This is a genomic window from Salipaludibacillus keqinensis, assembly GCF_003226325.1.
GTDB classification, from domain to species: Bacteria; Bacillota; Bacilli; order Bacillales; family Salisediminibacteriaceae; genus Salipaludibacillus; species Salipaludibacillus keqinensis.
Genome location: NZ_PDOD01000005.1, coordinates 248,642 through 265,122, shown reverse-complemented (window position 1 = coordinate 265,122; position 16,481 = coordinate 248,642). Strand labels below are relative to the sequence as shown.

Sequence of the window (16,481 nt, the reverse complement as noted above, 5' to 3'; positions counted from 1 at the left end):
CAAATGTTTGTTTGAATGTTACCTCGTGAAGAGCCTAATTCTCTGTGGGCTAAAGCGACGAACTGATAGAAGTACCTAGTTAGCTTCGTGCCCCCTTTCATTTTCGTCAGCTGCGCAGTGCTATCAGAAAAAACAATCTTATGGGCGAATCATCCGTTGCAATAGTTCCATCATTTCTTCTTCATTATCTTTATAAGCTTCTCGTTTCACATGAAGATCGTAATAGACTCCATTGTTGATCCAGTTAGCACGCCATTCGTTATCGTAGCGTAACACCATCACATCTTCTTCATCAATCTTCCAATGTTCAACCTCATCATATTCCATGAGAACATGGGTAAATCCATTTGAGCTGAGGGATAAATTGGCATAATGATCGTAATACGTATGGTAAAAAAGCTGACGATGAGTCTCTTCATTTAAAGCCTGATTTTGATTGTATTCTTCTAGATGCTCTTTTGAAACTTCGTTGGAAGATGCTCGTCTCCCGAATGTGAAACTGTAGCGGTAAGGTGTTTCAGAGTATCTATGATCTTCCGGGTTATTTGCATCTCTGTAGGAAAGCTGAACATCGGAAGAGATCCCGGCCACCTCCCAGTCCTCAGGATAATCAAAACCTCCATATCGAAATGTCTCACTTATATAGTTGTATGGAAATTCCTGGTCATTTCCTCCTATTAATTCTTTATCATTTGAACCACATGCAGCCAGCATTAACACGGCAAGTAAGCTAAATGTGCACAGTTTATCCTTCACGAGACCACTCCCTTGTAAACTACACTCATTTTACCAAAAAAGGTCTGAGACTTTTTCATTGAAGTCTACAAATGGTAAGATAAACTCTAATAAAGTGTAACGAAGGAGTAAACATCTATGAACTCTCACCACTCAAATAAGTCCAAGATGCTGTTATCAATTTCAAATCCAATCATTCAGAAGATCGTGGGTGAAAATAGTAGTTACTACCACGAGAAATGGACAAAACATCAAGATCCGCTGACCTATAGCGGATGGAATTGGGCTGCTTTTTTCTTCACTCCGTTCTGGCTTGCCTATAGACATATGTACCTGTGGGTCATCGTATTCTTCTTACTTTATTTAACTGGTATTATATTAGTTGCGTTCTTTCCTGCCGTCATTCACATGGGCTTTCTCCCTGCCCCATCGTTATGGATATGGCAATTAACATATCCTATCCTAGTCAACATCTTCTTTGGAGCTAAAGGAAACGCTTTTTATTCTCAAAGGGTAGCTAAGTTAGCTTTATTTTATGAGGGAAAGCTTCAAAAACCTATGGCTCCCCTCTTCACTCGGACAGGGCGGTCATGGATCAGTGCCATCATCGTTCCTGCTGTGATATGGATATTCTTATTTATTCCTTACCAAACCGTGGAATCTTGGACGTTCAATCCGTCTTTAGCACCTGGGGTTTATGTCTATTCAGATGATTCCCCCACACCGACAGGCATACTAGATGTGGAAGAAACACCATCTTTTCAAAAGTATGAAGCTAGAATAAACTTTCTTTATTACGGGGAAGAGCCTGTTGGTGATCGGTCTTTCATGATTAAACTATTCTATAAAGAATCACCTGAGACGGATGATTGGGCATTAGAGCGAGAAAGAAGTTATGGGATCTTCTCTTCTAACCGCGTCACTTTAGGTCTGATTGATGCAGAAGATCCAGCCTCCAAAACGGGAGAGTACCTGCTGGAAATTTATATCGATGACCAATTGCAAGCAGAAGAAAAATTTGAGATTACAGCTCCAAATCAACCTCAATAAGAGACAGGGAATCAAGCCTCCCTGTCTCTTATTATAAAAGAAACTAACTGATCTTCGTGCCATTAGGGACTTCTTCTTGTACATTTAGCAAGACGACGTCCCCTTTTTCAGGAACACCTCCCATAACCAGGACTTCAGATGTAAATCCTGCGATTTTCATGGGAGGAAAATTAACTACTGCTGCTACTTGTCTTCCAATTAGACCTTCTGGCTCATACCGTTTTGTAATTTGGGCGCTGGATTGCTTTACACCTATTTCTTCACCAAAGTCCACTTTCAGTTTGATTGCTGGGACTCTCGCCTTTGGAAGAAATTCTGCTTCCAACACTGTGCCGATCCTCATATCAATTTTTTGAAAATCATCAAACGTTGCCATCTCGTCACCTCATAGTATGAATATATGTTCATCATTAACTTATCTTCCCTACATTTATTCTCCATAACCTGGAATTCTCCTTTAATCTCTCTTACGGTTTTTGATACAATTGATTTAACATTCTAGATTAACTACATCATTACGGAGGGTATTCTAATGACGAAACAACATTCCATCATACTTATTAACGGAAGTATGAATGAACATTCTTTAACGAAAAAGTTATTACAAAACATTGCTGATAAACTGAAAAATCAGGCGAATGTATCAATCATCGATGTTCGTGAACTCCAGCTTCCTGTCTATGATCCGGGCATGGAACCACCAGATGCCGTGCTCAAGTTATCCAAAGAACTAAAAAATGCTGATGGGGTTATTGCCGCCTCACCTGAATACCATGGTTCTTTTACAGGATCGATGAAAAACTTGCTCGATTTCTTTGGGGCGCAGGAGTTTGAACAGAAGCCCATAGGGTTAGCCACCGTTACAGGTGGCATGAAATCCGGAACGAATACACTGAATCATTTACGCCTCGTCTTCCGTAATCTCCACGGCAATGTAATTCCCGCGCAATTTGCCATAAGCCAAAAAGAAACCACGGCAAGTCTGAAACTGGATGAAGAAACCGACCTTCGCCTAGTGAAATTCGTTCAAAGTTTTGAAGATGAGGTTACGAAACAACATTTATTTAACGAACATCGTCGTACGGAGCCGTCGTAATAAAACGAACAGTTATCAACAGTTCTTTGAAAAGTGGTTTCATAAGGTAGACAAACGGGGAATTTAAACTTATCATTGCATGTAGTCTTTTTTCTGAAAAATGAAAGAATGGCTGTATTTTTTTACTATAAGAGAGGGGGAGAACATCCGACATAACGGATGACTATGTCTATGAGAAAATACGAATACGAAACAAAAAAACCTAATATTGTCTTTTATATTTCTGCTCCCTTAGTTGCCTTATTCGTTCTATGGGGAGGCATTGGACCAGACACGTTAGCCAGCGTATCTGAATCAGCGTTAGGATTTACGTTAAACACCTTTGGCTGGTTTTACATGCTTTCTACAGCCTTTTTTATTGCATTTGTCCTCTTTTTAGCTATTAGTCCTTTTGGAAAGTTGAGATTGGGAAAGGCAGATGAGAAACCTGAATATAAGTTCTTCACCTGGCTAGGAATGCTCTTCTCGGCCGGGATAGGTGTCGGTTTCGTGTTTTGGGGGGTCGCCGAACCTGTCCTTTATTTCTTTGATCCACACCCTGATTTTGTAGACGCATCAGAAGGCGTCAGGGCTGCGGCTGGGCTTCGATACGGTGTGTTCCATTGGGCATTACACCCATGGGCTATCTTTTCATTAGTTGCCCTTACCTTAGCTTACGTCCAATTTAGAAAAGACCAACCTGCATTAATCAGTTCGGCTTTCCAACCGATTTTAGGTGACAAAGCACGAGGTCCATTTGGTAAAGGGATCGATACCCTCGCTGTATTAGCTACATCTACAGGGGTAGCGACGACATTTGGGTTAAGTGCGATGCAAATTACTGGTGGTCTATCATATCTGGTTGAGTGGATTCCAAATACTGCTGCTACACAGCTTACGATCATTGCGATCGTTACCGTATTGTTTATTTTCTCCGCTGCAACCGGGGTTAATAAAGGAATCAAAATACTAAGTACGATTAACTTAACGATTGCTGCAATTTTATTAGTTTTTGTTATTGTGATGGGACCTACCCTATTCATTGCACAAAATTTCGTCACAACTATCGGTGATTACATAGCGAACGTGACAAGAATGAGCTTAGACTTAAATCCTTTCGGCGACGGCGAATGGCTTGGAAATAATACAATCTTCTTCTGGGCTTGGCACATTTCATGGGCACCGTTCATGGGGATCTTTATCGCTCGAATTTCTCGCGGACGAACGATTCGGGAATTCGTTGCCGGTGTGTTAATTGTTCCATCCGTTTTAGCGGCACTTTGGTTCACAGCTTTTGGAGGAACTGCCTTAGATATGATTCTCGGCGGTAACGAACAAATTGGTGATTTAGTGATGGATGAAGTTGAAGTGGCACTGTTTGCTACTCTGGGTAATTTACCACTCAGTATGATTATGAGTGTCCTTGCTGTGATATTGATTGTGATTTTCTTTATCACGTCCGCTGACTCCGCATCATACGTCTTAGGGGCGATGACTAGTAGCGGAAGTTTGAACCCTAAACTTTCCATTAAAGTCATTTGGGGATTCCTGATTGCCGGAACGGCTGCTGTTCTGTTGTTAAGTGGCGGCTTAGAGGGTCTTCAAACCGCTTCCATTGTTGCTGCTCTGCCCTTTGCCATCATTATGGTGGTGATGATCTTCTCATTATTAATCATGATGGGTAAAGATTTAAAAGCAGACAAACTACGCACCACGAAACGTGAACGAAGAAAAGTAAAAGATGAAGTTTACGGTGGTATGAAAGAAAATATATACGAAGACTTCAAAGACGAAGCCTATGAAGAAATAAAAGAAGACGTCTATGAACAAATGAAAGATGAAGTTTATGAAGACTTCAAAGGTGAAGCTCAAGATCATATTAAAGATGAAGTATATGAGCAAGTGAAAGATGAAGTATACGACGACTTTAAAGAAGAAGCCTACAAAGATATTAAGAGTGAAGTATACGAACAGGTAAAAGACGAAGTGTATGATGATATCAAGAAAGAAATCTATGAAGAATTTAAAGAGAAAATTTATGAAGATTTAAGAGATGATATCGGAAATCAATTAAACGGAGACTTGGAAGCAAGAGATCAAGATGAGAAGAAATCCGATACTGATAAAGACAAATAATATTTGTTAAAACCCGCCCTTATCGTATTCAACGAAAGGGCGGGTTTTTCTTTTGGAAGGATTTTATTTTTCTACTAGGAAGATATATGAATAAACGACGTTATTGAATAGAAAATGAGTTAAGTCAGAAAAAAACATACTTAAAAGTACCTAAACTTATTCTCTCTACAAACGAAATAAAAACATTCCGATTAGAAAAGCGGCTAGACTACCACCTATCGATAACCCCACATATTGGACTAGCCCCGTCCATTTCTGTTTCTGTAGTAAAGCTGATGCCTCTATACTAAATGTAGAGAACGTAGTAAACGCTCCAAAGAATCCAATTCCAATCAACAAAAATAGCGGGTCCTCATAAACCATAAAAGGCACTTCATTGTAAATCATACCGAAAAAAAGCCCTAATCCAAAGGATCCTAATACATTTACATACAACATCGCTGTTGGAATGAAGCGCTGTTTCGTTTTTGTTTTGATCCACAAGCCAAGTAAATATCTACAGATGGCACCTGTCCCCCCGCCTAAAGCAACATAAAGGATACTCATACTCCTTCACCTTCTTTCAACTTTCCTTTCGCTATCTTCTGTCCCATGATCATTCCGAAAAGAGCTAAAGTGACCCCTCCCACTAAGGAGATTAACAAGTATAATCCGGAATACAGCATCGACAATTCTCCAGCAAGCAATACAGAGTCAGCAGCTAAGGTGGACATCGTTGTGAACCCACCACAAAAGCCGACTCCTAAACCCTCTTTTAATAGAGGCGGAATCATCTTCACCATGACCCATCCTGTTAATATGCCTAGTAATAAACTTCCTACTAAGTTTTCAATGACCGTTCCAAGTGGAAAGAGCAACGTCATCGTTTGTAAATTGATCAAATACCTAAGTAACGTCCCTGCAATCCCACCAATAAAGATCGCTATGATTGTCCATAAATGTCGATTCATTTTTATCACCTTTTCGACTCCATTAATGTCGTTCGCTCTCTAAGTAAAATACCTTAAATCATCCATTATTACATCATAAATAGAGGAAAATATGAGCATACAAGCAATTTCCACTATTTGCACAAGTTAATTGAATCTTTCTATTTTTTTAAAATAAAAGGTAAAATATAAATATGTATATGCAATATTTTCACAAAAATCGTTGTAACTTCGTCAACTGTCGACAATGGCAAATCTATTGAAAAATAGAGATGCAAAGCTACGGGTCTAAGGGAGAACGGCTTCTATGATCGCCGGGTTACCGAAGCAGAGAACCTGCTTCTATACGAACAATAAATAAGAGGCGGTGTTTGCTTTGACAGAATCCCTTGTATTTCAAGGCAAAAGGGACTAGCTTCCTGCTGAATATATTAAAGTAAAACAAGGTCAAAAGAAACAGGCAAACAATCAGTTGGCAGAGAAAGATATTTACGATCAGCTAGAAAAGATGAATATTACTACCGGTATCCACCATGACCGAATCAGCCACATTCGTCGTGGCGGAAGCAAGGTTACCATTGAAATAAAGGAAGTCATGGCTGATGTGGTCATTAAAGTTGGTGACAGGATGCATACGTTTAAAAAAGACCAATATGGTATTCGAGCTCATTTAGACAAAAATGAATCGTTAATTTTAATCTAAGATAGACTGCTTTCACCTTTCTAGTTTAGTTTAAAGGGCTATTGTCCAAAAGAAAAAAACGAGGTCAGGATTCTCATCCTACCTCGTTTTTATATGTTGAGAGATTCTAGACCCGTTTTGGACTTATTTACCATCCATTTCTTCTTTCATTTTATCAGAAAAACCAAACATCCAAGTAAGGATAAATGCCACACTTATTGCAATCACGTTTGTAATAACATAGAGAGCAAGGCTTGGTAAGTCGTAAATGTATAGCAGTGAACCTGGAATCACCGTTATAGCCATCCCCGAAGCCTGGAGGTTGAACAAGGCTGCAAAGAAACCACCTGCGGCACCACCGATAAGACCCATAACAAACGGCTTAATGTAACGTAAGTTGACCCCGAAAATAGCTGGTTCAGTAATACCTAAGAAGGCTGACACTGAAGAAGGTAACGCTAACGCCTTTAGCTTCTTAGATGAAGTCTTAAGTCCAACAGCTAATGCTGCCCCACCTTGTGCGGCAATACCCGCAGTAATTAGAGCGTTAAATGGATTCAAGTCGTTTTCTGCTAACAATTGAATCTCGAATAAATTGAAAATGTGATGTACTCCGGTGATAACGATCACTTGGTGAAGTCCACCCACGATAAGTCCGCTTATACCTAGAGGTAATTCAAGCACGACTCGTGTTCCTGCCATAATCCAAGTCTCAACGAGTGAGAAGATTGGACCCACGAGGAACAATGCAGCAGTAATCATGATTAGTAACGTTAAGAACGGTGTTAAAATGAGATCTAATGATTCAGGCACCCTTTGACGAAGCCACTTTTCAAGCTTTGCACCAAGAAAACCTGCAATAAATGCTGGTAATACGGAACCTTGGTAGCCAACAACAGGAATAAAGCCAAGAAAAAATAATGGATCTGCATCGCCTGAACCTACTGCGTATGCATTTGGCAATGCTGGATTTACAAGCATTAAACCTAAGACAATCCCGATGACAGGACTACCGCCAAATACCCTAAAGGCTGACCAAGCAATCAATGCAGGTAGAAAGGCAAAGGCCGTATCCGTTAGAACTTCTGTATAAAGAAGAAAATTATCCGAAATCGAATCTGGAGTGGCCCCAAATAAAGCTAACAGTTCTGGCTGTGTAATGAGACCACGAAGCCCCATAAATAGACCAGTTGCAACAAGCACTGGAATAATCGGTACGAAAATATCACCAAACGTTCTCAACAACCGTTGAATCGAATTTCCTTGCTTTTTTGTTTCTTCTTTTTGCTCAGATTTAGTCGATTCTGGTGCACCAAGAGCAATCACTTGTTCATGAATTCGGTTTACAGTTCCGGTACCAAAAATGACTTGGAATTGACCGGCATTGTAGAAAGCCCCTTTAACCTTGTCTAAATCCTCAACCCTTTTCTGATCAATCTTTTCTTTGTCTTTTACCATGACTCGTAATCTTGTGGCACAATGGGCCACGGAGTCAATGTTTTCCTGTCCACCAATAGCTTCAATTAGTTCTTCCGCTATTTTCCGGTTTTCATCTGACATGGTAAACGCCCCTTTCATTCTCTTTCATTATGTCCTGCTTCTGTAAAACCATGCAATAAGTCCACCTGATCATGTAATCGATTCCATATGTTCCAATAAAGAGGAAATCGCTTATGTAATCGATTCCACAACTATGATAAACTATCTCTCAAAATAAGTCCATAGCTCATCAACAATTTTTTAGGCTTTTCTTCTTTTTTCACTAATTGTTCAATCATGAGGTTTGCTGTTTCTATACCCGCTTTTTCGTTATAATAATCAACTGTAGTCAACGATGGTGATACATATTTAGATAAATCTGAAGCGCCTATACCTACCACAGATATTTGTTTCGGGATATCTATATTTTTCTCTTTAATAACTTGCATGGCCCCTATCGCCAAACGGTCTGTTACGGCAAAAATCGCAGTCGGGCTCTGTGGTGATTCTTCCAAGATGGTTTTCATCGCTTGCCCACCGGAATGAATATCAAACACCCCTTCTTGGATCCAAGCTGAATAAACGTCTAAGTTATAAGCCTTCATGGCATCTAAGAAAGCCCGCTTCCTTTCAAACCCTACTGCTCGATCCGTTTCACTCACCCCTATAAAGCCAATCCGTTTATGTCCCTTTTCAATAAGTAAAGATGTCACATCATAAGCAGCATGATAATCATCGTACACAACAGAGGAAATACCAGGGACCTCTTGACCTAAAGCGACCACAGGCACATTCATTTCTTGAATCGTTTTAATTAATTGAGTTTCTATATTTGTAGCAACTAAAATGATTCCGTCTACTCTTCGGCTTTGTAATAAGCGTAAATGTTCAATCTCCTTTTCCACATTTAAATTCGCGTTAGCAAGCAAGATATGATACCCATGCTCACTTAATTTCTTATCGATCCCATCAACAACCCTACTGGCTGTCTCCGTACTGATTTTAGGTAGAATGACGCCAATAACTTTCGTTTGCTTTGTTCTGAGAGACTTGGCTTGTTCGCTTGGCACATAGCCTGTGCTTTCAATAATCTCCTGAACCTTTCGTTTTGCACTCTCACTTACATAACCCGAATTATTTAATACACGGGAAACAGTCGTTCTTGAGACACCAGATAAATTCGCTATATCATTAATTGTGACCATTCTTCTCACCTCTTTACATTCTCACTCATACTATGGTTCTTTTCCCTCTTTTTATCAATAGTCAAAACGAAGATTCGGAAATTTTTCATTTTTATCCATATATAATTGACTGTATCTCTGTAGTATGACCTCTTTTACGCCCCTCTTCACCATAACCTCTAATTTTTCACTTTATCAACTACCTGTCTTGAACATGTGAATTTCACACAACAAAAAAACCTGTTCCAAAAAGGAACAGGTTTTGATCATTATTATAGTTATCCTTAACGGATTATAGCTTTACTACGTTAGAAGCTTGTGGTCCACGGTCGCCTTCGACGATTTCGAATTCAACATCTTGACCTTCTTCTAGAGTTTTGAAACCTTCACCCTCAATAGCGGAGAAATGAACGAATACGTCGTCCCCATCTTCACGCTCGATGAAACCAAAACCTTTTTCTGCATTAAACCATTTTACTTTGCCTGTCATAATTAACGGCCTCCTTCAATTGAATCTTTGAATAACGTAAAAACTTTTCGTGCCTTGCAAAAAATACTTTTTGGAGGCGAAAAAATGTTTTTCGAATTCAAATCATTTTACTGATTAATCGTATCATAATCTTATATATGAATCAACATCTCTCCTGATAAAATTGTTGAATTATGGAAAATAATCACATGTCCTGCCTACTGTGATCCGTTTCCTTGAACCTCTACTTTTTGCATTTTTTCATGTGAATACTCTGACACGGTCTCGTTGCTTTCACTTTGATCATTTGTGAAAAAGTAATGGGCTGTCATGTGAATATCAAAAATTCCTGGTTCGACTTCTAATTCAACAGTTTCCCCGTCATGCTGGCCATCTGTTTCTAACAGTATATCTTGTTGTACGTTTCCAGGATCCCCTTCATACTCATATAGAATCTCCCCATCTTGTTCAATTTTATTGATCCATGCAATCTGGCTTCCGTATTCAAATACAGCCTCTTCCTCACCCTCATAATCAACGTATGGAGTTAAAGACATAACGCCTCCAGCGTAAACAGTATCAATATCCAAATCCACATCGTCATGCCCTACAGCTTCTCCACACGAACGGAAAGTAATGACCGACAAACTGATCAGAACCAACGTCATAAGTTTCATACCTATTCCCCCGCGATCACTACAAATTATGGAAACTATCTACTTATTCTACTATAATTATGGTGAATTTTTCTAGGGGAAATCTCCTTTGAATACATTCAACATTAAAACGTTCTGCATCATAGGTGAAGAAAGTGTTGCCCCCTATTTAAGACTGGTGACAAGTGATAAAGCCTGTTCATCAGCTATGATTGTTAAATCAGAATGTTTTTGCAAAACGGTAGCCGGGCAACTTTCCGAGACTTCACCTTCAATAAGTTCTTGAATCGCTTCGGCTTTATCTAATCCAGAGGCTAATAACAAAATGCCTTTACTTTCAATGATCGTTTGTATCCCCATAGTAATGGCTTGTCTAGGCACCATTTCTTCATCAGAGAAATACCTGGCGTTTGCTTCGATCGTGGATGGAGCTAATTCGACTACTTGAGTTCTTCCAGAAAAAGAACTTCCCGGTTCGTTAAACCCGATGTGACCATTGTTCCCGATCCCTAATAGCTGCAAGTCCACACCTCCCAGTTCATGAATTAACGCTTCATAACGTAAACACTCAAGTTGAACATCCTCTGCATCACCATTAGGAAGGTGGGTTTGGCTTTTCGGAATGTTTATATGTTTGAATAACACATCATCCATATACCGATGATAGCTGTTTGGATCGTCTGCTGAAAGACCAATATATTCGTCAAGATTCACTGTATGGATGTTTGAAAAGGATGCTTTTCCTTTGTTTATTTTTTTAATTAAACGTTTGTATAAACCTACGGGAGTTCCTCCAGTAGCTAAACCAAGCACGTTTACGTTTGATTCGTTTATCTTATCTACAACTAATTGTGAGGCCTTTTCACTCATATCTTCATAGTCCCGAGCTCTTATTACGTTCATCTTGATCACCCTCCTTATCCAAACACCTTATCTCCTCTTGCGTAAGTTTGCAGTACTTCAAAGCTCTCTGATACGATGCAAAAATCAGCATCTTTCCCATTCTCTAAGCTGCCTTTACGATCAAGGATCCCTAACTGTTTAGCAGGATTGATCGTCGCCATTTTCACAGCTTCGTGCAAAGAACACCCGGAATATTCGATCATATTCTTAACAGCATCATTCATTTTCAAAACACTGCCAGCAAGAGTTCCATCTTTCAATACCGCTCGATCTTCAGTGACATAAACAGTCTGACCACCTAAACTAAACTCGCCCTCCTTCAAACCTTTTGCTCTCATAGCATCAGTAATTAAAATGATTCGGTCCGCTCCCATCGTTTGATAAGCGAGCTTTACCATTGGTGGAGAAATATGAATGCCATCAACGATCATCTCTGACATGAGTTCGTCGTGAAGCAAAGCACCTCCAGCTACACCAAGATCTCGGTGATGAGCTCCCTTCATCCCATTAAACAAGTGAGTCACGTGATTGAATCCATCCTCTATTCCTTGCACCACTTGTTCATAGGAGGCATCAGAATGGCCTATAGAGGGAATGACTCTCTGATTTTTCAGCTCTGCGACAAGTTTACCGTCAGGATCCTCTTCCGGAGCCATTGTTACAAGCTTGATGTTCTTGCCACTAGCTTTCTGAAATTTGTTAAACAAAGACACATCTGCTGAGCGAATAAATTCAAGGGGCTGTGCTCCTGCTCTTTTCTTTGAAATAAACGGTCCTTCCAAGTGAACACCAAGCATTTCACATCCGCTAGAATCTTGATCCAAGCTGGACTTAACCGTCTGCAAGGCCTGAAGTATCTCCTCTTCGGATTGAGTAATCGTCGTTGCCAAAAATGAAGTCGTTCCTTCTTGAGGCAAGGCCTTCTTCATCGTCTGAAGCGATTGTAAAGTCCCATCCATCACATCGGCTCCTTTTACTCCATGGATATGGATGTCAATAAATCCTGGAACAATATAGACTGGAGATGGAAATGTCACCATTTCATCTACGATATGTTCACTATTAAAAGATTCTACAATTGAAACAATTCGTCCCTTCTTTATTTCTAATAAAGGATTATTTACCGTTTCAATCCCACTAAACAATGTTGCATTTTCAAATAAATAAGTAGTCATGTGAGTTCCTCCTTGCAAAGATTCCTATAACATTGGGATTCTATTTCGATAGCGATCAATCAGTTTCTCGTTATGGTCATCAGCCCCATCTATATTCCCACTTAATAACACAGGAGGTTCTACTCCCCATTCTGCAAGGAATTGAACAGTTTCCGCCATAATAGCATTGATCACGCACGTTCCAATAACAGTGGATGTTGGTGCGAACGGCACTTTTACCTTATCGTGATTTAATACAGCGTCCCCTTTGACACTTAAGTTATCGATCGTTACATCTGCAACTTCAAAGAGTCTCCTCCCAGAATGATGTCTGGATTCCTGGCTTTGAGAGTAAGAGAGGGATGTCATAGCTACGACAAATGCACCTTTGTCTTTAGCGTACTGCGCCACTTCAATAGGGACGGGGTTTCTTCCTGAAGTAGATGATACAAACAACACATCATTAGGCTGGATGTCTAATGTCTGTACGAAAGCAGCAGCATACTCGTTAGATCTCTCAAATTGAGAAGACCGCACAGCTCCCCGGTGCAACATGAGATCTTCTTCTAAAATGGGTTTAATGGGCACAAGCCCTCCAGCTCGGTAGAACACTTCTTCTCCAAACAAATGGGAATGTCCCGCGCCAAACAGTTGAATAATACCGTCTTTCTGAAGTGCCCTTGCTGTTTTCTCAGCTACTTGTTGCAACGTCCACATTTGATTTTGTTGAATCGTTTCTAGTAATTCATGTATTTTAGTAAAATATTGATCGATCATTGCCATATCTCCTCTACTCGTTCAGTATATACAGTTTACCAAGTTTATGTTTAGTTGTCTATACCAGTAAAGCGAATAAGAAAAACATTCTCAATTAAGCTGAGAACGTTTTTATCAATTGTTGTTCTATATAATAAGCAAGACCATCTTCTTCAGAATCTCCCGTCACGTAATCGGCAACTTGCTTTAACTGGGCCACTCCATTTCCCATAGCAACTCCTGTACCGATGGATTGAATCATTTCAATATCGTTCGGTCCGTCTCCAAAAGCAATAGCTTCTTCTTTCTTGATTCCGTATGTGTTCAAAATATATTCAATGGCAGACCATTTCGAAACTCCCTTGCTAACAATTTCAAATCCGTCCTCCCATTCGATCACTTCTGCTTCATGCTTAAAGTAATGAGCAAATGGAGCGCTCCTTCTCCCGGTACGGACACTGTATTTAAGTACAACTTGTGGATACTCTTTCATTAAGCTTCCTATATAATAAGGTTCTTTCATGCTTTCTTCCATCCAACTTTGAACTGTCTCATCGATTTTTTTACAATAAAGTCCCTCTGGTGCATGAATGATCACGTTGCAAGGATCGTCATGTGTTACTCGATGAAAAAGATTTGTATTAATATGAACAGGTCGAACGACGAGGGGATCCAAAGAAAATGAGTCATAAATCGCAGCCCCATTCAAACAAATCATCGGTGTTGTTAATTTCAATTGTTGATGATAAGGAAAGGTGATGTCCTTTTGTCTCCCTGTTGCTAAGAAAACCATTACCCCTTGTTGCTTTAATTGTTGGATCGCTTGATAATTTCTATTGGTTATTTGATTATCTTCTGTTAATAATGTTCCATCCATATCAATAAATGCTGCTCTAATAGTCATTGTTCTCCTCCTGAAAAACTTAGTTTGATCTCTATTATTTATTTTAGAACAAAACTATTAAGCTACCTTTATGATAGTGTGATATTCATATGAATTTAGTAAATTATTTGTAAATGTTGCCTTATAAATTACATTTAACTCAGCGCTGTAGTGAATTGGCTCCAAGCATTGGCGAATTAATTTTTCGCAGTTTAAAAATATGTAGTTTTGTTTCATTCAAATTAGGGTAAAATTGTGTCTTTTTTGTGAAAACTGAATGATATTCAAGTATTTAGGATTTATAGGTAGGATAAATAAGATGACGCACGCTTACATAACATTTTCCTTTTTAAATTAAACCTGTTACACTTCCTTTGTTCTTGCCGGACCGAGCTTCTTACGGAGAAGCTCTAATATTTTGAAATCTATTCATATAGAAAGAGGTGCACGTGTGAATTACGTAGAAAAATTGAAAAAAGAATGGTTAGGAAATGTCAGAGGTGACGTCCTAGCTGGTATTGTTGTGGCGTTAGCATTGATCCCTGAAGCAATTGCCTTCTCGATTATTGCTGGGGTAGATCCAATGGTGGGATTATACGCTGCCTTTTGTATCGCTGTCGTTATTGCTTTTATCGGAGGAAGACCGGGAATGATCTCAGGGGCTACAGGGGCTATGGCATTGTTAATGATCACATTAGTCGCGGATCACGGCTTAGAGTACTTGTTGGCAGCAACCATTTTAACTGGAATTATTCAGTTACTCTTTGGTATTTTTAAACTGTCAAGCTTTATGAAATTCGTACCAAGATCCGTTATGATTGGATTCGTCAATGCCTTAGCTATTTTGATTTTCACTTCTCAATTACAACACTTTGTCGGAGAAACGTGGATTATGTATTCGTTAGTAGCTCTTACGTTAGCTATTATCTACATCCTTCCTCGTTTTACGAAGGCCGTTCCTTCAACACTCGTGGCAATTATTGTTGTGACTGCTATCGCCATTACTATGAATTTCGGGGTTCGAACTGTGGGAGATATGGGCGCACTTACTCAAGCATTACCTGTATTTGCATTACCAAATATTCCTTTGAACTTTGAAACGCTCATGATTATTCTTCCATATTCAGTCGCTTTAGCTATTGTTGGTTTGTTAGAAACACTGTTAACAGCTTCAATTGTCGATGATATGACTGACACAGATAGCAATAAAAATAAAGAGTCTCGCGGTCAAGGAATAGCTAACATGATCACAGGTTGCTTTGGGGGTATGGCCGGTTGTGCTATGATTGGACAATCCGTCATAAATGTAAAATCAGGTGGTAATGGTCGATTATCTTCTCTCGTAGCAGGCATTTTCTTAATGTTTTTAATCATAGTCTTAGGTGGATTAGTTGTACAAATTCCTATGGCTGCCCTCGCTGGTGTGATGATCATGGTATCAATCGGTACCTTCGACTGGTCATCATTACGAAACATTCATCGCATACCTCGTACCGATGCGATTGTTATGGTAGTAACTGTCGGGACTGTGGTATATACTCACGACTTATCTATCGGTGTCTTAACTGGTGTTGTCTTAAGTGCTATATTCTTCGCTTGGAAAGTTTCGAAAGTTCGAGTTGAGAAATATCTGAATGATAAAGGTGATGTGCGAACTTACGAAATTCACGGTCAACTATTTTTTGCATCTGTCACAGACTTTTTAGATCAGGTCAATTATGATGAATCTGTTCATAAAGTTGTCTTAGATATTTCAGATGCTCATTTATGGGATGACTCTGCTATCGGAGCAATCGATAAAATTGAGCATAAGTTTGATCAACGGAACGTGAAGGTTGAACTCAAAGGAATGAATAAAGAGAGTACTGATTTAATGGATCGGATTGGCGGCTTGAGTAAAGCTTCTGGTCACTAATCGTTTGGGGGAAAGATATGTTTAAACATTTATTATTAGCGATAGACGGATCTGATCATTCAAAACGAGCAGCACAAAAGGCCATTGATTTAGCAACCTTAGAAGGTAATGGAACAATTGAAATCCTTTATGTTGTAGCAGGCAATAAGTCAAAGTCTGATGTTCTGCAATACGGTGATTCTGATTCAGCTTCAAGAAAAAGAAAGCTTATGCTTACTCCGTTTGAAGAGATGATTGCTCAAGCTGGAATAAAGTATGAAACAACTGTTTTACACGGAAGTAATAGTGCCGCCGAATCAATTATAGACCATGCGAACAAGAATGACTTTGATGCTTTAGTAATTGGGAGCCGTGGACTAGGTACTGTGCAAACCATGGTACTAGGAAGCGTCAGCCACAAGGTCATGAAGCATGTAAAAATGCCTGTACTCATGGTTAAATAACCTTAAGCCAGCTCGGCAAGTTAACCGAGCTG

The 16,481-nt window shown here is 39.5% G+C and carries 18 protein-coding genes and 1 riboswitch; of the genes, 6 read left to right on the top strand and 12 right to left on the bottom strand.

What is annotated here, in order from left to right; all coding sequences use genetic code 11:
• Nucleotides 1–138 precede the first annotated feature (138 nt).
• A complete protein-coding gene (locus tag CR194_RS18040; protein WP_110611645.1) occupies nucleotides 139–756 on the bottom strand; it encodes a hypothetical protein in 618 nt (205 codons plus the stop codon).
• A gap of 117 nt (nucleotides 757–873) precedes the next feature.
• Between CR194_RS18040 and CR194_RS18035 the strand changes: the two genes are divergently transcribed.
• A complete protein-coding gene (locus CR194_RS18035; protein WP_110611644.1) occupies nucleotides 874–1,785 on the top strand; it encodes a DUF2628 domain-containing protein in 912 nt (303 codons plus the stop codon).
• A gap of 43 nt (nucleotides 1,786–1,828) precedes the next feature.
• Here the strand turns inward: CR194_RS18035 and csaA are convergent, their stop codons facing one another.
• Nucleotides 1,829–2,161: a chaperone CsaA gene (csaA, locus tag CR194_RS18030; RefSeq protein ID WP_110611642.1), complete on the bottom strand. Its 333-nt coding sequence runs from the start codon at nucleotides 2,159–2,161 to the stop codon at nucleotides 1,829–1,831.
• 156 nt (nucleotides 2,162–2,317) lie between these two features.
• Between csaA and CR194_RS18025 the strand changes: the two genes are divergently transcribed.
• Both CR194_RS18025 and CR194_RS18020 read left to right on the top strand, forming a co-directional pair.
• Nucleotides 2,318–2,881 carry an NADPH-dependent FMN reductase gene (locus CR194_RS18025; protein WP_110611640.1) on the top strand — a complete coding sequence of 188 codons (564 nt, stop codon included), beginning with the start codon at nucleotides 2,318–2,320 and terminating at the stop codon, nucleotides 2,879–2,881.
• A 171-nt stretch (nucleotides 2,882–3,052) separates the two neighbouring features.
• Entirely contained in the window at nucleotides 3,053–4,996 is a 1,944-nt protein-coding gene (locus CR194_RS18020) for a BCCT family transporter (RefSeq protein WP_110611768.1), read from the top strand.
• 165 nt (nucleotides 4,997–5,161) lie between these two features.
• On the opposite strand, the gene crcB is transcribed toward CR194_RS18020, so the two are convergent.
• Nucleotides 5,162–5,542 (bottom strand): fluoride efflux transporter CrcB, encoded by a 381-nt coding sequence (crcB, locus tag CR194_RS18015; protein ID WP_110611633.1) that lies wholly within the window; start codon nucleotides 5,540–5,542, stop codon nucleotides 5,162–5,164.
• Entirely contained in the window at nucleotides 5,539–5,946 is a 408-nt protein-coding gene (locus CR194_RS18010) for a fluoride efflux transporter FluC (protein WP_110611631.1), read from the bottom strand. The genes crcB and CR194_RS18010 overlap by 4 nt, the downstream gene beginning before the upstream one ends.
• A gap of 218 nt (nucleotides 5,947–6,164) precedes the next feature.
• Nucleotides 6,165–6,252: riboswitch (cyclic di-GMP riboswitch) on the top strand.
• Between the two features lie 145 nt (nucleotides 6,253–6,397).
• On the opposite strand from CR194_RS18010, the gene CR194_RS18005 reads away from it, so the two are divergent.
• Nucleotides 6,398–6,628, top strand: coding sequence for a hypothetical protein (locus CR194_RS18005; RefSeq protein WP_110611629.1), 231 nt, complete (start codon nucleotides 6,398–6,400; stop codon nucleotides 6,626–6,628).
• Nucleotides 6,629–6,751: 123 nt separating this feature from the next.
• Here CR194_RS18005 and CR194_RS18000 read toward each other — a convergent pair whose 3' ends face one another.
• The 8 genes from CR194_RS18000 to CR194_RS17965 all read right to left on the bottom strand — a co-directional run bounded on the left by CR194_RS18000 (nucleotide 6,752) and on the right by CR194_RS17965 (nucleotide 14,112).
• Nucleotides 6,752–8,167, bottom strand: a complete 1,416-nt coding sequence (locus CR194_RS18000; RefSeq protein WP_110611628.1) for a sucrose-specific PTS transporter subunit IIBC — start codon at nucleotides 8,165–8,167, stop codon at nucleotides 6,752–6,754.
• 131 nt (nucleotides 8,168–8,298) lie between these two features.
• Nucleotides 8,299–9,291 carry a LacI family DNA-binding transcriptional regulator gene (locus tag CR194_RS17995; protein WP_110611626.1) on the bottom strand — a complete coding sequence of 331 codons (993 nt, stop codon included), beginning with the start codon at nucleotides 9,289–9,291 and terminating at the stop codon, nucleotides 8,299–8,301.
• Nucleotides 9,292–9,562: 271 nt separating this feature from the next.
• The gene (cspD, locus tag CR194_RS17990; RefSeq protein ID WP_233254418.1) at nucleotides 9,563–9,763 is read right to left on the bottom strand and encodes a cold-shock protein CspD; all 201 of its coding nucleotides are present in this window, start codon (nucleotides 9,761–9,763) and stop codon (nucleotides 9,563–9,565) included.
• 194 nt (nucleotides 9,764–9,957) lie between these two features.
• Nucleotides 9,958–10,416 carry a hypothetical protein gene (locus tag CR194_RS17985; protein WP_110611622.1) on the bottom strand — a complete coding sequence of 153 codons (459 nt, stop codon included), beginning with the start codon at nucleotides 10,414–10,416 and terminating at the stop codon, nucleotides 9,958–9,960.
• Nucleotides 10,417–10,560: 144 nt separating this feature from the next.
• Complete coding sequence (nagB, locus tag CR194_RS17980; RefSeq protein ID WP_110611620.1) at nucleotides 10,561–11,298, bottom strand: glucosamine-6-phosphate deaminase; 738 nt, start codon at nucleotides 11,296–11,298, stop codon at nucleotides 10,561–10,563.
• Nucleotides 11,299–11,312: 14 nt separating this feature from the next.
• On the bottom strand, nucleotides 11,313–12,473 hold the full coding sequence (nagA, locus tag CR194_RS17975; RefSeq protein WP_110611618.1) for an N-acetylglucosamine-6-phosphate deacetylase: 1,161 nt from the start codon (nucleotides 12,471–12,473) through the stop codon (nucleotides 11,313–11,315).
• 24 nt (nucleotides 12,474–12,497) lie between these two features.
• On the bottom strand, nucleotides 12,498–13,229 hold the full coding sequence (locus CR194_RS17970; RefSeq protein ID WP_110611616.1) for an SIS domain-containing protein: 732 nt from the start codon (nucleotides 13,227–13,229) through the stop codon (nucleotides 12,498–12,500).
• 94 nt (nucleotides 13,230–13,323) lie between these two features.
• The gene (locus CR194_RS17965) at nucleotides 13,324–14,112 is read right to left on the bottom strand and encodes an HAD family hydrolase (protein ID WP_110611614.1); all 789 of its coding nucleotides are present in this window, start codon (nucleotides 14,110–14,112) and stop codon (nucleotides 13,324–13,326) included.
• Nucleotides 14,113–14,542: 430 nt separating this feature from the next.
• Here CR194_RS17965 and CR194_RS17960 point away from each other — a divergent pair, with 430 nt between their 5' ends.
• A complete protein-coding gene (locus CR194_RS17960; protein WP_110611612.1) occupies nucleotides 14,543–16,006 on the top strand; it encodes a SulP family inorganic anion transporter in 1,464 nt (487 codons plus the stop codon).
• Nucleotides 16,007–16,023: 17 nt separating this feature from the next.
• A complete protein-coding gene (locus CR194_RS17955; protein WP_110611610.1) occupies nucleotides 16,024–16,449 on the top strand; it encodes a universal stress protein in 426 nt (141 codons plus the stop codon).
• Nucleotides 16,450–16,481 lie beyond the last annotated feature (32 nt).